The organism is Capnocytophaga felis, assembly GCF_009684755.1.
In the GTDB taxonomy this organism is placed as follows: domain Bacteria; phylum Bacteroidota; class Bacteroidia; order Flavobacteriales; family Flavobacteriaceae; genus Capnocytophaga; species Capnocytophaga felis.
The window spans coordinates 149133-169452 of the sequence record NZ_BLBC01000005.1; the positions used below are offsets into that span (position 1 = coordinate 149133).

The following is a 20320-nucleotide window of genomic DNA, read 5'->3' on the forward strand; positions in this document are numbered from 1 at the left end:
CATAGGCAATTTAATATAAATATGATATATAAAATAACAAATCAGCTTCCTCTTTCAATAAGCCGAAGTATATCCCCAAAGATACCGCGTGCCGTAACGGCAGCTCCGGCTCCCGCCCCTTGAATAACGATGGGGTTATTTCCGTAAGATTCCGTATAGATTTCAAAAATGGAATCAGCTCCCTTGACCTGACCTAACGCACTATCCTTAGGGACGGAAACTAATTTCACATCAAGTTTTGAAGTTTCAGTACTTTTCAAGTCTCCGTGAAGGTCGCCTATGTATCTAAGTACGTGATTGGGGGCTTGTTGTTCCTTAATCTTTCGGTATTCATCATCAAATTCATTCAATCTTGCCAAAAAGTCCTCAACGGTTCCTTCCTGCAGGTGTTTCGGAATCAAATTCTGTACGGATATTTGCTCGAACTCATTCTCCAAATCCAATTCACGGGCAAGGATTAGCAATTTTCTGCCTACGTCATTTCCGCAAAGGTCTTCACGAGGGTCAGGCTCCGTATATCCGTTATCGATAGCCGTACGCAATACCTCACTGAAAGGAACATCACTATCCGAAAAGTTATTAAACAAATAGCTCAGTGTACCGGAAAAAATTCCTTTAATGCGTGTAATGTTTTCTCCCGAAAGATGCAATAACTTGATAGTATCAATCAGCGGAAGCCCTGCACCTACATTCGTTTCATAAAGATACTGTTTTTGATTATTTTTGAGTACTTTCCGAAGTTTTTTATAGAAGCCGTATGAAACTGTATTGGCTATTTTGTTAGCAGATACCAAATCAAAACCATTTTCTATCAACTGAATATAATTTTCGATAAAAGTTTTGCTTGCCGTTGCATCTACTGCGATTAAATTTTCAAGATGATGTTTTTTAGTGAACGTAATCAAATCTTCCAAAGTGTAAGGCGTGCTTAATTTTTCAAAACTTTCATATTCATTTTCGGTAACCCCTTTCGGATTGAGCAGGACTTTATTGGAATTGGCTACAGCAACAATTCTAAGGCTTATGTTCTTTCGGGTTAAAATGTCATCTTTAGCTTCAAACAGTTGCTTTATAAGTGTACCTCCTACCGTTCCCCTTCCGAAAATGACCAGATTCACTCGTTTTGAAATTGAGAATATTTCCCCGTGAATGACATTTAAAGCTTTTTGAAGTTGGTGATTATGCACAACGACGCTCACATTATTGCCCGTAACTGCATTATTAATTAAAAGAGGAATCACTTGATTGCGAATTAGTGCATTATACGGCTTATGGAACGTAGCCATATCTTGCCCTACGATGGAAATCACACCTACATTCTTCACAATAGATACTTCACTAACGTCTTTCGTATAGAAATCGGACTCAAATTCTTCTTCCAAAGCTGTTTTCGCCAATTCTGCGTCCTGATTTGATACCAAAAAACCTATCCCTCTTTCAGATGACCCTTGAGAAATGATACTCACACTGATGTTCCGATGTGCCAAAGCCTTGAAAATACGGGCATCAACTCCTACCTTACCAAGTAGTCCCCTGCCTTCAAGGATTATCAAAGCATTTCCCTCCAGAACCGACAGGGAACGAATACCTTCTTCACTTACTTGCGAATGAATTAGTGTACCTGCATCATTGGCATTGAATGTATTGAGAATACGTAAGGGTATGTTTTTAGCTATAAGCGGAATGATAGTCTTAGCGTGCAATATGGTAGCTCCGAAATTTGCAAGTTCGTTCGCTTCCTGATAGGATAAGTGTCTGATAATCTCAGCCTCTGCCACCCAATCCGGATTGGCGGTATAAATTCCGTTCACGTGGGTGAAATTTTGCAATTCTTCAGCATTTAAAAAGTTGGCAAACAATGCCGCAGAGTAATTGCTCCCATTACGACCCAATGTAGTGGTTTCCCCTTTCTCTGTCGAGGCAATAAAACCCGTAATAACCGCTACCGTTCCTTTTGGCAACCGACTAAAAAAGTTTTGAGTCCTTTGCTCGGATATGTTTTCCTTAACTTGTGCATTTCCGAAATGGTCATCACTTATAAGGAGTTCCCTGCTATCCACAAAAACCGAGCGGATTTTTCTGTTTTCCAGCAAATGTGTTATCAATTTTGCCGAAATGATTTCTCCTTGTGCCAAAATTTGATCTTTTATCTTATTGCTGTAATCTCCCAGCAAGGACACGCCTTCAAAGAGCTTTTCAAGCAGTGCAAACTCCTGAGGAAAATCCAATGAATATGCCCGTTGATATTCTTTAAAGTTCTCAAGAAAGGGAATATAAGATTCTCCCAAAGCGGCTTTTTCCAATATCTCAAGCAGGTCATCGGTAGTGTTCCCTCTTGCCGACACCACCAATGTAATGTCTTCTCCCTGACTAATTTTTTGCTCTACGATGTTCAGTACTGTGTCAAGCCCTTTACCATTGGCTAATGACCTACCTCCGAATTTTAATATTTTCATTTGTTTTGATTGCTAAATTATTTCTCTCAAAATACTGTCTAACTGTTGATATTCTATCAGGAAAGCATCGTGTCCGTGTACGGAATCTATTTCGTGATAGGTAACTTTCTTTCCCATTTGTTGCAAAATGTGGTATGTTTCCCGATTCTCCTCAGGCACGAAGTACAAGTCGGAATTTGTTCCGATGATGTGAATTTGTGTTTTAACCTCACTCATTGCACTTTCAAAGGAAGTTCTTCCTTGTGAAACATCAATCGATTTTACCAGCTGGTTCATCAATCGGTATGCTGTTAATGAAAATCGTTTTTCCAGCTTATCACCGTGATGAAAAAGCCACGTCTCTACATTATGAAGCGGAGCTTTATCTGTATTTATACTACGCTCAAACTTTATTTTAAACGACTTGGGAGAACGATAACACAGCATCGCGTGCATACGGGCATCGTGCAACGGATTAGAAGAGTTCTCCAGAATTTGTTCCTGAATAAGACTGTTTGCTATAATCCAATCCGATGACTTCCAATCGGTAGCTACAGCTATGAAATGTTGGAACAAATCAGGTGCGAGAGCCACCATCTCCCAAGCAATCCCCCCTCCTACCGAATTACCGACAAGTGCAAAGCCTTTTTCTACTCCCAAATAGCTCAATCCCATCAAAAAAAGCCGAGCTACATCACGAGCTACCCATTCCTTAGGGTTTTCGATACGAAACGTGTTCTGATACCCATTGCCCGGAATGTCAAAAGTTAATACAGTATATCGTTCCGTATCAATAGGTTTTCCTACTCCGACAGCCTCATTCCACCAACCATTTTCACCCGTTACCTGCGAATTTCCCGTAAGTGCGTGATTAATCACCACTAAGGGTACCGTACCCAACTCAGGTCCAAAAACTTGATATTGCAGGGGCAACTTTGGATATTTTCTTCCCGAAAATGTTTCAAAATTTAGTATTTCTATGTAAGGTTTAAGGTTCACGATTGGAAAAATTGATAGATTAAAATTGTAAAAGTCGATGCTTAAAATCAATTGCTAATAACTAATTACTTTGAAAAGCAGCTTTTAAATCAGCTTTCAAATCCTCGATGTCTTCCAAGCCAACCGACAAACGGATTAAATCAGGAGTTACGCCCGTCAATCTCTGTGATTCCTCGCTAAGTTGCTGATGTGTGGTACTTGCAGGGTGAATTATAAGCGATTTGGTATCCCCTAAATTTGCCAAAAGTGAGATGATTTTAACGCTGTCCACTACTTTTTTAGCACCTTCATACCCCGATTTCAGCCCGAAGGTAAGTAATCCGCTTTGTCCTTTAGGAAGATATTTTTCTACGAGCTTTTTATTTGTCTTATTCAGTGCAGGATAATTTACCCAAGCCACTTCGGGTTGTTCAGAAAGCCATTCTGCCAGAGCCAGTGCGTTCTCACTGTGTTTTTTCACCCTGATTTCAAGTGTTTCTAAGCTTTGAAGTATTTGAAAAGCATTAAACGGACTGAGTGCCGCTCCCAAATCACGAAGCCCTTCTATGCGGACTTTGGCAATGAACGCCAAGTTACCCAATGCCTCGTGCAGTACCAATCCGTGGTATCCTACAGAAGGCTCTGTAAATTCGGGGAACTTTCCGCTACTCCAATCGAAATTTCCTCCGTCAATAATAGCCCCGCCCAAAGAGGTTCCGTTGCCTCCAATGTATTTCGTTAAAGAATGAATTACGATGTTGGCTCCGTGTTTAATCGGGTTAAGCAAAGCCGGAGATGCTACCGTATTATCAGCAATAAGAGGGATATTGTGCTTTTTAGCTACCTCAGCAATTGCTTCAATGTCAAGGACGTCCAATTTCGGGTTACCCAATGTTTCTATAAAGATACATTTTGTATTCTCCTGAATTGCTTTATCGAAGTTATTAGCGTCTGTCGGCTCAACAAAAGTGGTGGTAATGCCCAATCGAGGTAGCGTAACGTTTAACAGATTATAAGTTCCTCCGTACAAACTGTTGGACGAAACGATATGGTCGCCAGTACGCAACAAAGTTAGGAATGTAGTGGAAAGTGCTGCCGTTCCGGAGGCTGCAACTACCGCCCCAACACCTCCTTCCAAAGCCGCCAAACGCTGTTCTAAAACATCATTAGTAGGGTTGTTCAATCGGGTGTAAATGTATCCACTCTCCGAAAGATTGAAGCGGGCAGCCGCCTGATTGCTATCCTCAAAAACATACGAAACAGTTTGATAAATCGGGATAGCTCTGTTTCCGCCGTGTTGTTTAGCGTCGTATCCCGCGTGTAATGCTTGTGTGGCTGGTTTAAATTTACTCATAATACTTAATGCGATTTTAAAATTATTTTCTGTTACATTGATTATTCTTTATATAAAAAAGAAAAGTTTTCTACACTTAAATATATAAATAAAATTATTTTCTTTATTTATATTCAAAACAAATTTATTTTTATTACAAATACAGAGCAAAGGTAGAAATATTTTTATTAAAAACAAATTTTTCTATTATTTTTTAACCATAAAATATTTATTTCCATCAAAACAAAATAAACAAAAAAACTTTTCCACCCAAAACACAATATCCACAAAACAATCCTATCACTCATTTCAATTAATTTTTTAGCGTATCTTTGCATTCATATTTATTTTTTTATGGAAAAGAATTATCCGATGTTGGCTAAAACTTTCTTTGGTTTTGAAGATATCTTAGCCACTGAATTACAGAAATTAGGAGCTGCAAATGTGCAAAAAGGCGTACGAAGTGTATCATTTGAAGGAGATAAAGGGTTTATGTACAAAGCCAACCTCTGCCTACGAACTGCATTAAAAATCCTCAAACCGATTCATAAATTCACTATTCGCAACGAGAAGGATTATTATCAAAAACTATATGATTTCCATTGGGAAAAATATTTTGATGTAAAACAAACTTTTGCCATTTCTGTTACCTTGCAAACAGAACTATTCAACCATTCACAATATGTAGCTTTGCGTGCCAAAGATGCCATCGTGGACAGATTCAGAAATAAAATAGGAAAACGCCCTAATGTAGACACATTACATCCTGATTTACAATTACATATCCATATACAAAAAAATGAAGTCATCGTTTCTTTAGATAGCTCAGGAGCGTCATTGCACCACAGAGGATATCGTTCAGTTACTAATATTGCTCCTATTAATGAGGTACTTGCGGCTGGCATTTTGCTGCTTAGTGGTTGGAACGGTCAGTCTGACTTTCTTGACCCAATGTGCGGAAGTGGAACGTTTCTCATTGAAGCTGCGATGATTGCGTGCAACATTCCTGCAAATATCCACCGAAGAGAATTTGCTTTTGAAAAATGGAATGATTATGACGCAGATTTATTTGAACTCATTTTTGATAGCTGTTTGAAAAAAACTCGTGAATTTCACCACTCCATTATAGGATATGACAAAGCTCCGTCGGCAGTTGCTAAGGCTAAAGAGAATTTGAAGAACGCAAATCTTTCGGAATATATTGAAATACAGCAGAAAAATTTCTTCGAAAGCGAGAAAGAAAACAAAAACGCTCCTTTGCATATCGTTTTCAATCCGCCATATAACGAACGTTTACAGATTGATATTCCAAAATTCTATGAATCTATCGGTAACACATTGAAAAACAATTATCCGAATACTGACGCTTGGTTTATCACCTCCAATTTGGAAGCATTGAAATATGTGGGTTTGCGTCCGTCACGAAAAATCAAATTATTCAACGGGAAATTAGAAAGCCGATTGCTCAACTATAAAATGTACGAAGGAAGCAAAAAAGGAAAATACAACGAATAAAAGAAAAAGAACTTTCGGAATCCTGAAAAATAATTTTCAGGATTCCTTTTTTTTAATTACTTTCGCAGGGTAAAGTTTTTAAAAATGAAGAAATTAATACCTCATTTCGTAGCTATCGGGCTATTTATTGTCATTTCATTAGCCTTCTTTTATCCTGTTTTACAAGGAAAAGCCATTTTTCAGAGCGACATTGTACAATACACGGGAATGGCAAAGGAACGCAATGATTTTCGAGCATCCGAAAAAAAAGAATCATATTGGACGAATAGTGCCTTTGGCGGTATGCCCACATATCAGCTTGGAGCCAATTATCCGTACGACTTCATAAAAAAAGTAGATAAAGCTATTCGTTTTTTGCCTCGTCCTGCTGATTATCTATTTCTTTATTTTATAGGTTTTTACATCTTATTATTGACATTAAAAATTGATACCAGAACTGCGTTTTTAGGAGCTGTGGCGTTTGGCTTTTCTACCTACTTGATTATCATTCTGGGAGTGGGACATAATGCTAAAGCACACGCAATAGGTTACTTTGCCCCAATTTTAGCCGGCATTCTATTGGTTTTCAACAAAAAATATTTCTGGGGAGGATTACTTACTGCCCTTGCCTTGGCTTTGGAAATCAATGCCAACCACTTCCAAATGACGTACTATCTGATGCTTTTGGTTTTTATTTTAGGCGGATTTATGTTATATAAATCCCTAAAAAACAAAACCATACCTCACTTTCTAAAAGCAAAAGCTGTACTTTTGGGAGCGGTAGTTTTAGGCTTGCTTTCCAACGCTACTTCTCTGTTGGCTACACAGGAATACACCAAATGGAGTACACGAGGAAAATCTGAACTGACAATAACCCCAGAAGGAACTCCAAAAACAAACAACGGATTATCAAAAGAATACATTACAGAATACAGCTACGGAATCGCGGAATCACTGAACTTAATTGTCCCAAGGTTATTTGGTGGCTCCAATAGTGAAACTCTGGGAGAAAGCTCAAATACATATCAATTTTTGATAAAACAAGGGGCTCAGCCTTCACAAGCCCTTGATTTTGCCAACGCCTTGCCTACTTATTGGGGTAACCAGCCCATAGTTGCAGCTCCTGCTTACATTGGGGCTGTGATTTTTTTCTTATTTGTTTTATCTTTATTTTTAGTTAAGGGACATATAAAGCATTGGTTGTTAATTGGAAGCATTATGGCTTTGCTATTATCGTGGGGAAAAAATCTTAATTTCTTAACCGATTTTATGATAGATTATTTCCCTCTGTATGATAAATTCCGTGCTGTCTCCTCCATTCAGGTTATTTTGGAACTATGCGTCCCGATTTTGGCAATGTTAGGTTTGTACCAATTTACGAAAAATAGTCCGGAAGAAAACAAAAAACCTCTATTCTATTCGTTATGTATCTCTTTGGGAATCTTATTGTTTCTATTCCTAATAAAAGGATTTTTTGACTTTACGGCTGCAACGGATTCACTCTACGAAAAATACTATGGCAAGGAAGTTGTGGCAATGATTATGGAAGACCGCAAATCTATTTATACATCAGACCTCCTCAGGACAATTTTCTTTGTATTATTGACTACTTTGGCGTTATTTTTATTCCAAAATTCCAAAATTCCAAAATGGGGAATGCAGCTTGCGTTGTTATTGCTTATCATTCTGGATTTGGGAGGAGTTGCAAACCGATACGTAAATAGTTCCGATTTCGTTCAAGCTCGCCAAATGCTTCAACCTTTTCAAGTTACACAAGCAGACAGCCAAATACTTGAAGATGAATCCTATTTCCGTGTATATGAACCCGAAGTAGGAATTAACGGAGCAAGAACGTCTTATTTCCATCATTCTATCGGAGGATATCACGCCGCAAAACCCAAAAGACTACAAGAACTTTTCGAATACCAAATTTCCAAAGGAAATATGGAAATTCTTAATATGCTCAATGTCAAATACGTATTACTCAGAGACGAAAAAGGGCAATTGCGTCCGATGCAAAATGAAGATGCTTTAGGAAATGCTTGGTTTGTAAATCAAATAAAAACTGTAAAAACCAATGATGAAGTAATGGCAAACCTTACCAAATTCAATCCTAAAAAGGAGGCAGTTCTTCTGAGTGATGACATCTTAAAAAGCGGATTTTCAGCAAAAAATGAATTCATAACGGATAGCACTGCAACCATTACGTTAAAAAGCTACCAACCAAACAGATTAGTTTATGAAAGCAATAACCAACAGGCAGGATTTGCCGTTTTCTCAGAAATGCACTATCCTCACGGCTGGAAAACAACCATTGACGGCGAAGAAAAAGAACACTACCGCGTGAATTATCTGTTGCGAGGAATGACCATTCCAGCAGGAAAACACACAATTGTTTTTGAATTTGAACCTGAGGTGGTTACAACGGGAAGTAAAATTGCTTTGGCAGGAAATATCCTTCTTGTTTTATTACTTTTAGGAGGCATTTTTTGGGAAATTAAAGACAGAAAAAAATTGCAAAAATAAACAACAATCAATAAGTTAAATGAAACGTAATGGGCTTATTGACCTACTCAAAGGGGTGGCTATTTTTTTGGTAGTTATGGGACACGCAGTACAATGGCTTTCCGGCTACGATACCTCAAACCGATTATTCATAGCCATCTACTCGTTTCATATGCCATTGTTTATGTTTTTGTCAGGATTTGTTTCTTTCAATTCAGAAAGAAAAGTAAAACTCGGCAAGCGATTTCAAGTACTTGTTATTCCGTTTTTTGCGTGTTTTTTGGTTCGTGAATTGATTTACAAATATCCGTATCACTTATCTACATTTATTGATGATTTTCAACTACTTTTGTTCGACCCCTCAACTGGAAGATGGTTTCTGTGGATATTATTTTTTCTTTGTCTCTTATTATTTATAGCACTGAAAATAAGTAGAAATAACGAAGAATTGATTTTAATTGGAATGATTTTGTCATTAGCCCTTATTACGGGAATTTTCTTTACTTCAAAACCTTTTTATGGTCTGCCCGAACTGACTTGGTACTTGCTGTTTTTTACCTTAGGATATTTGATAAATAAACATCAACAAATTTTGTCAAAATATATAAACATTGCAGGATTGGTTAGTGTTTTTGCTTTTCCTTTGCTTGTTTCACTAATAAAAACATCAGGAAAAAATACTTTTCTGGAAGAAACTTCGTTTACTGAAACCACAAAAAATATACTATACGCACTTCATACATACGCTGTTGCCATTATAGGGATTTTTACTTTTTATTTCATTTTTGACAAATTGAATAGATTCAGTTTTAAAATCAAAAATTATTTCATCTATTTGGGAAAACTATCTCTGGAAATTTATGTAACTCATTATTATTTTTACTTTTTAATAAAGTATTTTGAATCATCACAATATTTATACTTAAATGTACTTCTGTTTACGACATTAGCTATCTGCGGAAGTATTTTAGTTCAGTATTTTTTGAAAAAAAGTCCTCTACTTGCAAGAGTTTTATACGGAAAATTTTAAAAAATAAAAGAGCAGACATTAAAAACATCTGCTCTTCCTACATTAGTTAAAGTTTATTATTTCTTCTTTTTAAATATCAAATTTATCAAAAATAAGATAACAATAGCTCCGATGGCTCCTGTCAAGATAGAACCAACCCAACCTTCTCCAAGTGAGATATTGAACACACTTCCTAAAAGCCAAGAACCTACTCCAACTACCCAAAATACCAACGATGATATTCCCGATAAGTCCTAATCCACTACCTTTATAGATAGTTCCTCCCAACCATCCTGCGATGGCTCCAATAATAAGTGTTGCAATAATATCCATAAATTTTTATTTTTTTAATTAACTTCTACAAAAATAGAAAAAATATTTCAAATAAGCAAATTTTATTGCAAAAAAATCATTTTAAAAGAAACTCATCAACTCATAAACAAAAAGGATTTAAGGAATTAAAACACTAATAATCACATTGTTTTAAAACCTAAAATCCTTTTAAATTTTATAATTTACAGTTACAAAAGGAATTACATTTTTTTCAATCCTTTTAGTTCATTTTTATCAGTCACTTCAATGATGCTAATTGCATATCCACCGGCAGGAACAGAAGTCAGATTTAATTTCGTTTTTGATGTAACAATTCCTTTTCTGATAGTGTACGCCTGCGGATTCGTTTTATAATCAGCATCGTGAGCATCGCTATAAATGGTTGCAATATACTGTTTTTTTGCATCTAAGAAATCTAATTTGATTTTTGAATTAAAACGCTCATAACCAGCCACATTCCCGACAAACCAATTATTAGTACCTTTTGCTTTTCGAGCAACAGTTATGTATTGCCCCGGTTCAGCCTCCAAATAAATACTTTTATCCCAATCTACCGCAACATCTTTGATGAATTGGAAAGCATCCAAAAAGCGTTCGTAATTTTCTGGCAAATCGGCTGCCATTTGCAAAGGGCTGTACATTGTAAGATATAGAGCCAACTGATTACACAAAGTAGCATTTACGTGTGAATGATTTTCAGGATTTAACTTACTGATTTGCATTTCAAAAATTCCGGGAGTGTAGTCCATAGGTCCTCCCATCAGGCGGGTAAACGGCAAAATAATAGTGTGATTGGGTTTGCTTCCTCCAAAAGCCTGAAATTCTGTTCCACGAGCTGATTCTTGTGCCAACAAATTAGGATATGTTCTATGCAAACCCGTCATATGAACCGATTCGTGAGCATTAACCATAATTTTATATTCTGCAGCTTTTTTGATAGCATATAAATAATGGTTTACCATCCACTGCCCATAATGATGCTCCCCACGCGGAATAATATCACCCACATAACCGCTCTTTACCGCGTTATAACCGTTATCCACCATAAATTGATACGCTTTATCCAGATGACGCTCATAATTTCGGATAGAACTTGAAGTTTCGTGATGCATTTGCAATCTCATATTTTTACTACGAGCATATTCGTTTAACATTTTCACATCAAAATCAGGATAAGGAGTTACAAAATCAAACACATAATCCTTTGATTTTCCGAACCAATCTTCCCAACCAACATTCCAGCCTTCTACAAGTAATTGGTCAAATCCGTGTTTTGAAGCAAAATCAATGTATCGTTTTACGTTTTCGTTATTCGCTGCGTGCTTCCCATTGGGTGTTAATTTTGAAAAATCAGTAACTCCAAGTTGAACGCTTGGCACATCTGCATACGCCCAAGAACTTTTTCCGGTAATCATTTCCCACCAAACTCCCATATATTTAACAGGCTTTATCCACGATGTATCTTCAATGGCACAAGGGTCATTCAAATTCAAAATAAGCTTAGAAGCCAATATTTTACGAGCATCGTCGCTTACCACAACCGTTCTCCAAGGCGATTTGGAAGGAGCTTGAATATATCCTTTATTTCCTTGAGCATCAGGCGTAAGCCAAGTTTGGAACACAAAATTAGAATCATCTAAATCTAAATTCATCGCCGAATAATCAATCAACGCAGCTTCGTGAATATTGATGTACAATTTCTCTTTATTTGATTTTAGCATCAATGGAGTTTGCACACCTGTTTCAGAAAATACCTTTTGTGAAGCGTTTGAAGTTACCGCAGTTTTATGTAATTCTCTGATTTCCGATAATTTAGAAGTAGTGTAGTCATATTCCTGTGTATCGTAATCACCAGCCAACCAAAAAGCTGTTAAATCTTCCGCCATCGCAAACTGCGTTTTTTCTTCTTTAATAACAAAATAAATCAGATTTTTTTGTTCGGGAAACTCATAACGGAAACCTAATCCATCATTAAACAAACGGAAACGAACAACTAACTTTCTATCCGTAATCTCCTGTAATAAAGAAACTTCTAACTCGTTGTAATGGTTGCGAATTTGTTTTTCCTCACCCCAAATAGGTTCCCAAGTTTCATCAAAAGTGGAAGTATTACTTGAAACCAATTTGAAATTATCGTACAAAGAATTTTCGGCATTTTTATTATTTCTGTGAATCTCTGTACCAAATTCCATTTTATTTTCGCCCTTCAGTTCCAATCCCAAAAAACTTGGCTTGATAACTTGCTTTCCTTTGTAATTGAGTGAATACTGTGGTTTTCCTCCCTGAACAGAAAAATTCAAAGCTAAATTCCCATCAGGAGATTTCAAAGATTGTTGTGCATTAATTGACATACTTGCAATTAATGCCAAAATAATGGATAATTTTTTCATAAATATTATTTTTTTTGATATATTTCTCTTACAATTCTCAAAAATATGAGAAAATTTCTTTTTTCAGAAAGAAGAAAATAAAACTAATTCCATTTCAAACTTTCCATAATTCGACGAACATCTTTCTCCAAATAATTGCTAGCTGGCTGAATGGAATCGTAATTTGGCGTCACTTTAAAATAAACCGAACCCGAAATGAAATTTGAAATGCTATCCGTTGCATAAAACTGAGCTTGAGAGGCTGCGTTTCCGTAAACCTGATAGAACATTCCATAAACTCGAGTAGTGTCGTTCACAAAAACGGTTGAGGCAATATTGTCCGCCTTAATGGTGTGGTCATACGTAAATTTTTGTGCATCACGCAACAAATTGCGAATATTGTTATCTACTTTCTTGTAAGACAGATAAATAGTAGCTTTCATTTTAGGATATTCAATATCTAAATCACAAGACTTTCCTTTTTGTTTTATATCCGAAAGCGAATTTACATCAAATGTAAACGAACAATCAGAATTACTGGAATACTTCTTGTACTGAGCTTGTGGATATTCCAAACGAAGAGCTGCCTTCGGTTTTGGAAAAGTTTCTCCTCCGCAAGAAGTAAAAAATAAAACACTAAATATCAATAATATAAATACAGTATTCTTCATTTTTCAGAAAGAGACAAAAATTATTTATCCGTTCTACGAACCCGAATTTGTTTAATTCGTTTTTTATCAAAAGCTTCCACCGTGAAAATGTAGTTGACAAAGTAAATCGGGACGTTTTTCTGCGGAAAATTCCCTGAAACTTCCAGTAAAAATCCTGCCAAAGTTTCTGCCTCTCCACGCTTTTCTTCAAAAATAGCTTCATCTTCATCGGTTAATTGAAGAATTCTGTAAAAATCCTTCAAGGTGGTTTTTCCTTCAAAAACGAAAGTATTATTATCTATTTTTGAATATGTAACATCCTCATCATCAAACTCATCGTTAATATTTCCTACGATTTCTTCAATGATGTCCTCCAAAGTTATAATACCGCAAGTTCCGCCATACTCGTCAACAACTACAGCCAAGTGTATTTTCTTCTCTTGAAATTCGCTTAGCAAATCGTCCAATTTTTTATTTTCCGGAACGAAAAATGCTTTTCTTTTTACACTATTCCAATCAAAATCAGCTTTTTCCAAATGAGGAAGCAAATCTTTAATGTAAATAATTCCGGTGATATTATCCAAACTTTCTCTGTACACAGGAATACGAGAATAGCCAATTTTCACAATTTCTGCAAGCACTTCTTGATAAGAAAGTTCTTCATTCAAGGCGAAAATATCTATGCGAGGCACCATAACTTCCCGAGTTTCCGTATTTCCGAACGAAACGATGCTTTCCAATATCTTTTTCTCTTCGTGTGTTGTATCTTCTGAAGATGTAAGCTCCAGAGCTTGAGATAATTGACCTACAGAAAAATTTGTTGTTTTCTTGCCAAATCGCTTTTGAATCCAGTTTGTAAAATTCTTCATCGGGATGCTCAATGGAGTCAAAATCACGTCCAACACGTAAAGAGGATAAGCCACCTTGTTTGCAAACGAAATATTATTGCGGTTAGCATATATTTTAGGTAAAATTTCTCCGCAAAGCAAAATCATAAACGTAACAAGCCCCACATCCAGAATAGCTCTAATCAACTCACTTTCAATCTTTCCAAAAATAAAATCCCCTAAATCTACGAAAAGAAGCACAATTGAAATATTAACCAAATTATTGGCTATCAATATAGTAGCTAACAGTTTTTTAGGATTGGAAAGTAGTTTTACAATGATTTTTCCTGAAGGAGAGTTTCCTTCTTTGGCTGTATTTACTTCCGTTGGAGAAAGTGAAAAAAGTGCTACTTCTGAACCTGAAATCAAGGCAGAACAATACAGAAGAACCAGAAAGACAGCAAATTGCAAAATAATCGAAACATTTGGCATATCAAATAGCAAAACAATCCGATTAAAGTTCATCAAAAAAGTCGAAAATAAATTAAGGGGAGGCTCTAAGTCCAAATTCGTATAAATTAGTTAAACAATATTGAGCTTGATTCATCATTTTTCAAGCAAAAATCAAAAATGTGATTTAAAAAGGCATACCGTTATCCTCTTTGTTTAAATTGCCTTCAGCAGGAGGATTTTGTCCTTCTCTTTTATTTGGCAATAGATTCATATCAGTAACATAAACTTCTGTTGCATAACGCATTGAACCATCTTCTGCTTGCCATTGGCGAGTTTTTAATCTGCCCTCAACATAAATCAAATCACCTTTAGTTGTATATTTTTCGATAACTTCAGCCAATTTATTTCGCACAACAATTGTATGCCAATCCGTTTCAACAACCTTTTCATTGGTAGCCTTATTCACATATTCCTCGTTGGTAGCCAGAGGGAAACGCCCAATGCAGTTCCCGCCTTCAAAATACGTCAATTTGATATTGTCTCCCAAACGACCGATAAGCATTACTTTATTTAACGTTCCATTCATAATAAACAAGGTTTTAATTTTCTCCAAAAATAGAATTTATTTTTCTAAAACCAAAATTCTTTAATGAAATTTGCTGTCAATACGGAAACAGGATAAGAGGTAACCTCCTTAATATCAACAGGATTACTCAAAATATCCTCAATTTCAACTATCCAAAATCGCGTGTATATATGTTGATGCGATAATTTATGCACAATAGATTTTTCATTAAACAGATAAATATCTGAAAATAAGTCAAATTCCTTTTTCACTCTATCGGTTATTTCTGTTTGTGAAAGCTCATTTTCCGATTCAAGAAGAGGAAATTCGTAAAGTCCTTGCCAAATATCTTTCTGAAACCTTTTATTCAATGAGGTAAACCCTTTGTTATCAATAAAAACCAAATAGTTAAAAAATCTTTTTTTGATTTTTATTTTTCCATTTTTTCTTGGTAATTCATTTACTTTTTGCAGAGATTTTGCCAAACATTTATCGGAAAACATACAAGATTGACAATCAGGAGATTGAGGCTTACATTGAGTTGCTCCAAAATCCATTAATGCCTGATTGTAAGTTCCTGCATCTTTTTCGTATAACAAACTGTTTGCCAATTCTTTAAAATAAGAAATTCCTTCAGAAGTATTAATAGGAATTTCAATATTAAATACACGAGCCAAAACACGATACACATTTCCATCTACAACCGCACAAGGTTCTGAATAACAGATAGAAGCAATCGCACTTGCTGTGTAATCCCCAATGCCTTTTAATTTAATCAGTTCCTTGTACGATTTTGGAAAAACTCCATCAAATTCAAATGCAATTTTTTTGGCTGTGTGATGTAGGTTTTTAGCTCGGGAATAATATCCCAATCCTTGCCACAATTTCATAACCTGCTCTTGCTCAGCATTTGCCAATTCAAAAACAGAAGGGAAATTTTCAACAAATCGTTCATAATACGGAAGTCCTTGAATTACACGAGTTTGCTGCAAAATAATTTCAGATAACCAAATTTTGTAAGGTTCTTTCGTTTTACGCCAAGGTAAATCTCTTCGTTGGCTTTGATACCACTCAATAAGCTGATTTTTAAAAAATTGGTTGTCCAAAATAATCTAAATATAAGATACTGAAAAACAAAAATAAAAGCCAAAATTAAAAACTTCGGCTTTTTGATTTTTTTTCGATTTTAATTAATTGCTATTCTTCTTTCTTTTCTATCGCAGTAGAATCATTTTTAGTTTCCTCTTTCGAAGCATTTTTAAACTCCTTGATACCACTACCCAATCCTTTCATAAGCTCAGGAATCTTTTTCCCTCCAAAAAGAATTAAAAGGGCAACAATAATCAAGATAATTTCAGGAGCTCCTAATTTACCAATAAACAAGGGTATATTTGTCAAAGCCATAATATTCAGTTTTTATCTTTTGAAAGGCAAATATATAAATTTTATTTCTGAAAAAATGAAAATTAATATTTTTAATTACATCTTAAAACACAAATAACTGACTTCAAGAAACATACAAATAAACTACTTAACAAAATTCATTGATATTACAAATGGTTTACCTTCAATACTTACCGTTTGTTCCCAAATCATTGTTCTTTCGGAAAGATGAGTTAACTGTAACGTAACACCTTTATTTGTTTCGGATTGGTATTCTTCATTCGTAGGTTTAAGCATAAATTCATAATATCCGGAAGTTCCTATTTTTCGTTGAATGACAAAAACAAAATTTCGTTCCCCAGTTGAGCAATCTTCTTTGGTTATATTGTATGTTCCGCGATTGTTGTTCGGAGTAAATTCCCAAGTGCTTCCTTCAAAACATTCCTTAGAAGTGTCGTTTAGCAAAGTAATTTCGAACTTACCTCTCTGATTATGAGTAATTGACTCCAGCATCCACTTCCCGTCAATAATTTTGTTTGATACACTGGACTTACTCGGTTTCGGATTTGAAACAACAGAAAAACCTGCACAAGACGCTAATACTGAAGCAAATAGTAAAAATATAAATCTTTTCATCTTAAATTCTACAAAAAATATGTCAATTGCAAAGCTACAATATAGTTTCAAGAAAAGCTTCTAATTAACTAAATATTAACAGAACTAATTCTTCCTAAAACTGGAAATATATAAAAGGTTGTGCTCCACTGGAAGCCGTTGCATAAACAATCCAAAAGACAAACGCCACAATTAAAGCCTTTACCAAAAGAGGCATTTTTCCAAAGAAAACTTTTAACTTTTCGTTCAAACTTTGCGGGAAGAAGTGCCATACGAAGCCTATAAACAAAAGTAAAAATACATTTCTGTAACCTTCTGCGATTACCAACCATTGGTGCCAATCAAAAGTAAGATTTCCTATGTTATTAATCACATCCATCGCAACTCCAAAATCCTTTGAACGGAAAAATATCCAACAAAAAGCCACGAAATGAAATGTTACAAAAGTGAAAAATATTCTTGAAAACCAATTAGTTTTCTTTTTACCGATTGAGTTTTTATTCGGGAAAAATTCAACAAATGTTTTGTGAGTAGCCAGTGCCAATCCGTGTAAAGCTCCCCAAACAATAAAACGCAAGCTCGCTCCGTGCCACAAACCTCCAAGCAACATTGTAGTCATCTGATTAAAATTAGAATACACCGTTTTTTTCTTGTTTCTGGAAATCAGCAAAGTAAGGATAAAAACAAAAACACTCGCTCCTGCAATAATCAGCGGAATTTTACTATGTTTAAGTTGTGAAAATCCCCATATCAAGGTAGAACCGAAAAACAAAACCGGGAAAAAATATCCCCAAAAGGTGCCTTTTCTGTTTCCTCCTACCGAAATGTACAAATAATCTTTCAGCCAAGCAGAAAGTGAAATATGCCACCTACGCCAAAATTCTGTGATGTTTTGCGATTGATACGGCGTTCGGAAGTTGGTCGGTAACGTGAACCCCATCAGCAAAGCCAAACCTATTGCCATATCGGAATATCCTGAAAAATCACAATAAATCTGCAACGAATAACCATAAACAGCCATTAAATTTTCAAATGAAGTATAGCTATTGGGAGACTCAAAAACCCTATCAACAAAGTTTAACGAAATATAATCTGAAATTACTGCCTTTTTGAGTAAACCTCCGATGATGAGAAATAAAGCCAAAGAGGTTTCTTGCCTTGTAAGTTCTATCTTTTTGTAAATCTGAGGAATAAATTCTTTTGCCCGTACAATTGGTCCCGCAACAAGTTGAGGAAAAAAACACACAAAGAATGTGAAATCCAAAAACGATTTTGCCGGTTCAATTTCCCGACGATAGACATCAATCGTGTAACTCATCGTTTGGAAAGTATAAAACGAAATTCCTATCGGAAGAATAATATCCTGAAAAGCCAAACTTCCTTCAAATAAGTTGTTAAAACTATCTATCAGGAAATTTGTATATTTAAAGTATCCTAACAATCCAAGGTTAGCCAACATACTAAGTACCAGAAAGGTTTTACGCTTCCTCGTATCATCGCTTTTATGAATTTGTCCTGCAAAAAAGTAATCTAATATAGATGATATTACTAATAAAACGAAATAATTTCCACCTGCTTTATAGTAGAAAAATAACGAAAATAAAATAACATAAACCGTACGGAAATGCGAATGTTTTTTCGTTATGATATACACCAAATAGAAAACCAAAAACATTCCCAGAAACAAACCACTATTAAAAAGTAATGGATTATTTGAGTCATAAATAAACCAACTTTTTACTTGCTCAGAAGTAAAATTCAAATGTTCAAAAAACCAATTTTGTAGATTTGTTATATTCAATGTTTTTAGTTCGTTTTATCTATTATTTACACTAATAATCAGTTAGTTTGCTATTTTTGAATTTTCATAATTATTCATTAAGGACTCAAAAAAAAGCGTTCCCTGCTCTTCATAACCATTTCTGGTGTAATGAATTCTGTCTTTGGCTATTAGGTTAAGATTTATCAATCGTTCCATTGAATCTTCCCCCCCAACAGCCTGATACAAATCAAAAACAGCATAATTCTTTGACACAGAATTATTTATCAAAACACTTGCATATTCCTTAAGCAATGGATTCGGATTTTGTTTTTTCAGAAGTGATGGCGGAGGCGATGTTAAAATCATTGGAGATTGCCCATAATTAGCTCGAATCAAATCTATAAAACGCTCTGTTTGAGTATAAAACTCCGAAGCAGATAACTTCCCAAAACTTTCATTCGTTCCTAAAGAAATAATGATTAAGTCTGGTTCTAAAGCCTTTAACTGTTCAAAAAACAATTGGGATTTATTATAATCTGAAATGTGAGCTCCGTTTACACCAATATTGTGATAAATTACTCCGCATTGGTCATTTTCCAAAACAATACCATTTAGCACAAAATTGTTACTTTTAGGATTGGGAGTCAAATAAATCTTATCTGAAATATCCAAATTTTCATACATATAATAGCTAAACAACGACGGAGTAGTATTATTCAAAATATTAAAATTTGAAAAATCCACAGGCTTAGATTCCATTTGAGAAGTAGGAATTTTCAAAGTTTGACCAACTCTTATCGTATTGTTTTTCAACTTATTATTGGACTGAATTTTTGATACTGTTGTTTTGTATTTTCTGGATATAGCATAAAGGGTTTCGCCTTTTTTAACCTTGTGAGAAATTGATTTAGGTTGAGTAGGCTTAAGGCATATTGCTCCTTTATTGGTTGCCAATTCAAACATTCTTTGATTGGCTGGAGTAATGATTTTCAGTCTATTGAAACTATAATCCTTATTTTTTAGCTCCAATTCAATTAAAAAATTACTTTTTTGCGTTGTGAAAGAATATCCTGAAAGCCCCACATCACCAAATTTTCTAATTTCAGTTATTTTTTTATTCTCCCAAGGCACATTTGACGAAAAACGAACGTTACGACCGCCATTAGTACGCATCAACGAATAAGGAAAAACAAAGCCCAATCCTGCATTCCCAAACTGTTGCTGAAATCTTTGCCGTATCAGATTTGTCATCGCATCTGCTTGAATATGAGAATCTCCGATGTGTACAATATTTAATTTACGGTCATTAAATGCCTCTAAAGCTGCAAGTTTTTCAAAAAAAGGTTTTAACGTTTCAAAATTATAGAAATTTCGATTTTCCAAAGGAGAACGAAGCGTATCTTTCTCCATAAAATCCTCATCAAGTAACGCTAACTGATGATAGGACATATCCGTTTGAATTGTATTAGATTCAACAGAATCAACCTGTGTAAACGTATCTGCCTCCGTGTAAAAAACTTTACAAAAAACTCTGAAATACAGAGATATAGTTACAATTAGTAAAGCTATTGAGCTAATTATTTTTATACTTTTTATACCTATATTCATC

General features: G+C 35.2%; 15 protein-coding genes and 1 pseudogene. 3 read left to right on the top strand and 13 right to left on the bottom strand.

Annotated features, from left to right (window positions below; all coding sequences use genetic code 11):
• Positions 1–41: 41 nt before the first annotated feature.
• The 3 genes from thrA to GN105_RS01955 form a co-directional block, all read right to left on the bottom strand.
• Complete coding sequence (gene thrA / locus GN105_RS01945; RefSeq protein WP_155283766.1) at positions 42–2456, bottom strand: bifunctional aspartate kinase/homoserine dehydrogenase I; 2415 nt, start codon at positions 2454–2456, stop codon at positions 42–44.
• A gap of 12 nt (positions 2457–2468) precedes the next feature.
• Positions 2469–3434, bottom strand: coding sequence for an alpha/beta fold hydrolase (locus GN105_RS01950; RefSeq protein ID WP_155283767.1), 966 nt, complete (start codon positions 3432–3434; stop codon positions 2469–2471).
• A 61-nt stretch (positions 3435–3495) separates the two neighbouring features.
• Positions 3496–4767: an O-acetylhomoserine aminocarboxypropyltransferase/cysteine synthase family protein gene (locus GN105_RS01955; protein WP_155283768.1), complete on the bottom strand. Its 1272-nt coding sequence runs from the start codon at positions 4765–4767 to the stop codon at positions 3496–3498.
• A 333-nt stretch (positions 4768–5100) separates the two neighbouring features.
• Here GN105_RS01955 and GN105_RS01960 point away from each other — a divergent pair, with 333 nt between their 5' ends.
• From GN105_RS01960 to GN105_RS01970, 3 genes are all read left to right on the top strand, one after another.
• Positions 5101–6261, top strand: coding sequence for a THUMP domain-containing class I SAM-dependent RNA methyltransferase (locus tag GN105_RS01960; RefSeq protein ID WP_155283769.1), 1161 nt, complete (start codon positions 5101–5103; stop codon positions 6259–6261).
• Positions 6262–6345: 84 nt separating this feature from the next.
• The gene (locus GN105_RS01965; protein WP_155283770.1) at positions 6346–8766 is read left to right on the top strand and encodes a YfhO family protein; all 2421 of its coding nucleotides are present in this window, start codon (positions 6346–6348) and stop codon (positions 8764–8766) included.
• Positions 8767–8785: 19 nt separating this feature from the next.
• A complete protein-coding gene (locus GN105_RS01970) occupies positions 8786–9775 on the top strand; it encodes an acyltransferase family protein (RefSeq protein WP_155283771.1) in 990 nt (329 codons plus the stop codon).
• A 56-nt stretch (positions 9776–9831) separates the two neighbouring features.
• Here GN105_RS01970 and GN105_RS01975 read toward each other — a convergent pair.
• The 10 genes and pseudogenes from GN105_RS01975 to GN105_RS02020 form a co-directional block, all read right to left on the bottom strand.
• A pseudogene (locus GN105_RS01975) lies at positions 9832–10087 on the bottom strand (GlsB/YeaQ/YmgE family stress response membrane protein).
• A 200-nt stretch (positions 10088–10287) separates the two neighbouring features.
• Positions 10288–12477 carry a glycoside hydrolase family 97 protein gene (locus tag GN105_RS01980; protein ID WP_155283772.1) on the bottom strand — a complete coding sequence of 730 codons (2190 nt, stop codon included), beginning with the start codon at positions 12475–12477 and terminating at the stop codon, positions 10288–10290.
• 83 nt (positions 12478–12560) lie between these two features.
• Entirely contained in the window at positions 12561–13127 is a 567-nt protein-coding gene (gldD, locus tag GN105_RS01985; RefSeq protein ID WP_155283773.1) for a gliding motility lipoprotein GldD, read from the bottom strand.
• A 20-nt stretch (positions 13128–13147) separates the two neighbouring features.
• Positions 13148–14458 (bottom strand): gliding motility-associated protein GldE, encoded by a 1311-nt coding sequence (locus GN105_RS01990; protein ID WP_373279386.1) that lies wholly within the window; start codon positions 14456–14458, stop codon positions 13148–13150.
• A gap of 112 nt (positions 14459–14570) precedes the next feature.
• Positions 14571–14972, bottom strand: a complete 402-nt coding sequence (locus GN105_RS01995) for a single-stranded DNA-binding protein (RefSeq protein WP_155283774.1) — start codon at positions 14970–14972, stop codon at positions 14571–14573.
• Between the two features lie 44 nt (positions 14973–15016).
• Positions 15017–16057 carry an A/G-specific adenine glycosylase gene (mutY, locus tag GN105_RS02000; protein ID WP_155283775.1) on the bottom strand — a complete coding sequence of 347 codons (1041 nt, stop codon included), beginning with the start codon at positions 16055–16057 and terminating at the stop codon, positions 15017–15019.
• A 91-nt stretch (positions 16058–16148) separates the two neighbouring features.
• Entirely contained in the window at positions 16149–16355 is a 207-nt protein-coding gene (locus tag GN105_RS02005; RefSeq protein ID WP_155283776.1) for a Sec-independent protein translocase subunit TatA/TatB, read from the bottom strand.
• Positions 16356–16478: 123 nt separating this feature from the next.
• A complete protein-coding gene (locus GN105_RS02010) occupies positions 16479–16970 on the bottom strand; it encodes a lipocalin family protein (RefSeq protein ID WP_155283777.1) in 492 nt (163 codons plus the stop codon).
• Positions 16971–17064: 94 nt separating this feature from the next.
• The gene (locus GN105_RS02015) at positions 17065–18750 is read right to left on the bottom strand and encodes an MBOAT family O-acyltransferase (protein ID WP_155283778.1); all 1686 of its coding nucleotides are present in this window, start codon (positions 18748–18750) and stop codon (positions 17065–17067) included.
• A gap of 42 nt (positions 18751–18792) precedes the next feature.
• Complete coding sequence (locus GN105_RS02020) at positions 18793–20319, bottom strand: LysM peptidoglycan-binding domain-containing protein (protein ID WP_155283779.1); 1527 nt, start codon at positions 20317–20319, stop codon at positions 18793–18795.
• Between the last annotated feature and the right edge of the window lies 1 nt (position 20320).